Annotated in this window: 4 protein-coding genes; all 4 read right to left on the bottom strand. The window is 40.1% G+C overall.

Features of this window, described 5'->3' with window-relative positions:
* A partial coding sequence (locus A2517_RS07465) for an EAL domain-containing response regulator (RefSeq protein ID WP_294895667.1) occupies positions 1–1565 on the bottom strand: 1565 nt, incomplete at its 3' end.
* A 34-nt stretch (positions 1566–1599) separates the two neighbouring features.
* Positions 1600–3111, bottom strand: a complete 1512-nt coding sequence (locus A2517_RS07460; RefSeq protein ID WP_294895665.1) for a response regulator transcription factor — start codon at positions 3109–3111, stop codon at positions 1600–1602.
* Entirely contained in the window at positions 3112–3618 is a 507-nt protein-coding gene (locus A2517_RS07455; protein ID WP_294895663.1) for a chemotaxis protein CheD, read from the bottom strand.
* A 94-nt stretch (positions 3619–3712) separates the two neighbouring features.
* Positions 3713–4458: sensor histidine kinase (locus A2517_RS07450; RefSeq protein ID WP_294895661.1), on the bottom strand; the 746-nt coding region annotated here is incomplete at its 5' end.

The raw sequence follows: 4458 nt of genomic DNA, 5'->3' as shown, positions 1-4458 counted from the left end.
ATAGCCTGAGCCAGCGAGATGATTGTTTTTACAATCATCTCTGAGGTTTTATTGCAGTCAATATCTTTGATGTAGGCGGAATCTATTTTTATGATGTCCACATGCATTGAATGGATACGGTAAAAATTGGATTTGTCACTTCCGAAATCGTCGATGGCAATCAAATACCCCATTTGAGAAAATTTTTGAAGCTGCTTTATCGATTCGTTTGTTCCGTTTGCAGAAATATTTTCCAGTATTTCAAGCGTTACCCGATTGGGTTCAATCGCGTATTTCTCACTCAATCTCGTCATAAACGAGAGGAGATTACCGTTTTGGAGATCTTCTTCGGTGATATTGATGCTAAACGATTCCGATTTATCGGCAAACATTTGATAGCTTTTTTCCATCATTACATGCGTTATGCTAGGGAGAAGTCCTACGAGTTTAGCCGGTTCGATGAAATGTTCCGGACTGATGGGTTTACCATCTTCGATAATCCGTGCCAACGCTTCGTACTTGAGTATTTTTTGGGTAGCATTATCGACAATGGGCTGATAATAGGGGACGATCCTATCTTCATCAAGGGCAAGGCGGATTTTACGCATCCACTCAATATTATTTTTTTGTCGTGCTATAAAATCAGAGTCATCTTTAAAAACGTGATAGCGATTTTTTCCTATTTGACGTGCCTCTTTCATCGCTGCATGCGCTTTTACGAGAGCATTGGGCGATGAAGCGATACCGATTGTGCAGGTAAGGCTGATCAGAATATCTTCAATTTTAAAAATGTAACTTTGTATCCCCTGATAGAGTGATTCAACGGGACAAATAGGGTCATCGTTACATGAGGTATCGCAAAAAATGACAAACTCATCCGAAGCGACACGATAAAGGGTATTTGAGCTATCAATATGTTGTTGAAGATATTCGGCAAACATAAATAAGATCCGATCACCGATTTCATAGCCGTACGTCGAGTTAATCGAATCAAAATTATCTATATTGCATAGAATCAATGCGTGATCCGGCTGTTGTTGGACGATTTGATCGAGTTTCTCTTTTTTAAAACATCCGGTCAGTGAGTCATACATATACGATTGCTCCAGCTGCTCCTTTTTTTCTGCCAGCATCATCTCCAGATTGTTTGCGTAGTTTTGGTGTTCTTTCTTTATTTTGACGTTTTTTGCACTTTTAGACAATACGTTCATCAACTGCTGCATTTCAACCGGTTTGACGATAAAATTATCGATCCCCGTATTGATCGCTTTGACAAAATATTCGGGTTCATTGTGTGCCGTAATAATTATGGCTTGAATTTCCGGATCATCGCGTCGTATCTCCTCAATCATTTCAAGTCCGTCCATATGAGGCATCGTGATATCGGCAATAATCAAATCAATACGTGTGCGATTGTTATGATAGATATTCAGCCCCTCTTCACCGTCTTTTGCTACAAAAACCGAAGCATAAAGCATCTCAAGAATCTTGACCATCTTTTCACGTATTTCGTATTCGTCTTCGACATAAAGGACAGTGAGTAGTTTCGTATGCCCTTTTGCCTCGTGTGTTTTGATCGTATTCATCGGAAAGCCTCACTTATTCAAACTCTATTAATAATCAAAAAAGAACTAAATCGTCTTCAGCCGAATCGATTTCATTAGACTCGTCTGATAGAATGAGTTCGATTTGCAAACATGTACTAAATAGCGAACTGTCAAGATAGTGGATATCCAAAGCACTCTGCGTCACAAACAAATGGCGTCGCCAATCACCCAAATCCGATTGTATGCCGCTCAGCAATAAAATAATTTTTTTCATATTTTTCGTATCGATTGAAATATCTTCGATTTTTTCAAGTACTTTTGCAAGGGAGCGGATAGCGTATGCCAGATCTTCAAATTCAAAAAGCATACTGATCTCATGAGCATACGTTTCCAACTGTATCGCCATTTGTCGTAATCCGTCGATCTCTGCATCTTCTTGCAAGAGACAAATTGATTCTTTTAAATCATCATCCAACTCATCTAGCTCCTGTAGCTCCTGTAGAATTTCATAATCGAGTTCGCTAACATACTCGGCTGCGGTTGTCTTGTTAACATGCGAACGGCGTAAAAGTCTGCTCTCCTCATCATCAATTTTGAGTTTTGTTTTTGCAGGCTCTTCCGCTGCAACTGCCGCCCTATTCTCTTCAACATAATCCTTTGCACTAGTTTCACGTAAAGGGCTCGGCAGTGCAGTCACTTTTTTACCACGATAACGAGTTTGGATTACTAGTTCTTCGAGTATTTCGGTATAAGATCTGATTTTGATTTTTTGGTACTCTTCGAGGGTTATATCGTTAAAAAAATAGATGAGACTCTGCTCCTCTTCATTATCGATATGTATCTCACGTCGGACGATTCGATAGATTTTACGCCCTTGTCTTTTCGAAACTGAAATTCGGTTTTTTGAGGGGTCACTGCTATCATACTCCTCCAGCGATGCTATAAAGCCGGAGCGTTTATCAAACGGGATTCCCCCATTTTCCCCTTTTAAAAAACGCTGTAATTCTGCCGCTTCAAATATGGCGCAGAAAGGGTTGTTAAAATAGCGAACGGTGTCGTTTGTGTAGATTATGCACGGTGAGAGATAGCTTTCGGTTATTTGAGCTACGATCCTCTCCGATAATCGGTTGATTCTCTCCTGCAGCTGCTGTAACTCGTACTCTTTTGCTTTTTTCCGATCATCGATCATCCATGCAATGTCGGAAAATACCTGTTTGGCACGCCCCTCTTCTATAGGTTTCAACAGGTATTTGTCAATTTTTAGATCAATGGATCGGATGAAATACTCTTGATCGCTGAAGGCCGTAGTGATGATAATCGGTATATTAGGGTGGGTAAGACGGATATGCTGAACCATATCCAGTCCATTCATATTCGGCATTTGGATATCGGTTATAATAAGATCGTAATAACGCTTTTGAAATAGACTTAGCCCTTCGAATCCATCACTGGCTACATACACCTCTTTAAAGAGTATTCGTAGCAGACTAAGCATTTGATGACGAATATCTTCTTCATCCTCAACGTACAAAATGACAAGTTCTTTTGTTAGCTCTTTGATTTTTGCAGTATCATTGATCCTCATCTATCTCTCCTCATTTATGTAATTAAGTAATACTCTGCCCGTTTCGCTTTGAAGGACAATATGTCTCCCATGGACTCCGCCGACATCTTTTGCCATAACCGGAATACGGTATTCTCCAAGCACTTCATGGGCGATAAGAATATTCTTTTTCCCCACCATTATCGCGTCGTTAGAAACAGAATTGATAACGTTTCCGCCGCCGAAGATTTTGGCTTCAAGATTTTCGATCCGGCATCCGTTATTCACCATCCCCTCAACTAAACGGTGGATAGCAATATTTCCGTATTTCGGACTCTGCACCCCTTTTCCCTTCCACAATGGAACAAGGTAGTGGTTCATACCGCCAATATACTTCATCCGATCATACAGACACACCGCCACACATGATCCTAAAATCGTACACACTTCGGTCGGGTTGATCCCGATATAATATTCCCCTACATTGATAAACTTTTTAGGGTGTTCTAGATCATTAAGAAGTTCATGAGTATCAACTAGCCTAGTCATCGTATACTCCTTCATATATTTAAAATTATTAATCTAAATTAAAATTTATTTAACAGTATAAGGAATAACTATGCAGAAAAAATGCAGACAAGAGTTAAGTAATCACTTGGTTTTTAAAAACGATAAAAAATTCGGCACCGTTCTCGGTATTGGCAACTTCAATAGAACCGTGCAATATCTCTCGCACGATCCTTTTACTCATATACAAACCGATTCCTGTCCCTTTTCCCTGATCTTTTGTCGTAAAATAAGGGTTAAAAATCTTATCGAGGTTTTCAGGTTTTACACCGCCCGCACAGTCACGCACCGATATAATCAGTGTATTTTCTTCGAATTGGGTGAGTGAGATAGTGATTGTTTTGACATCAAGATGGAGCCCCTCGTAGGCATCTCGTGCATTGGCAATAATATTGATTAAGACATGCGCCAGCTCTTTTTTGTAGCTTGATATTACAGTCGGGTTATTCTGATCGTAGAGGATTTTGATCCCTCTCCCTTGTAATTGCGCTTTCATGAGCGACTCAATATCTTTCATGACGTCATTGAGCCTAAATTGTTGTATTTCCTGATCCGGTTTAAAGAAATTCATAAAATCATTGATCGTTTGTGACATCTTCTGTACCCGCCACTGGATGTAGGTAAGGTGTTCACGAATGTCATCCGGTTCTAATTCATCAAGTTCGAGTTTCATTGCTACAGAAATGGCGGATGCACTGATAGCGTTAAGGGGCTGGCGCCATTGGTGGGCAATCATATTGAGCATCTCCCCCATCTGAACACTCTTGGATTGGTTATGGAGCATTCGGTCTTTATTTCGATTGTCTGCCACCTCTGCTTTTA

The organism is Sulfuricurvum sp. RIFOXYD12_FULL_44_77, assembly GCF_001830725.1.
GTDB lineage: Bacteria > Campylobacterota > Campylobacteria > Campylobacterales > Sulfurimonadaceae > Sulfuricurvum > Sulfuricurvum kujiense_A.
Note: the sequence above shows the minus strand (reverse complement) of the source record. Positions and strands in the feature narration are given on the sequence as shown.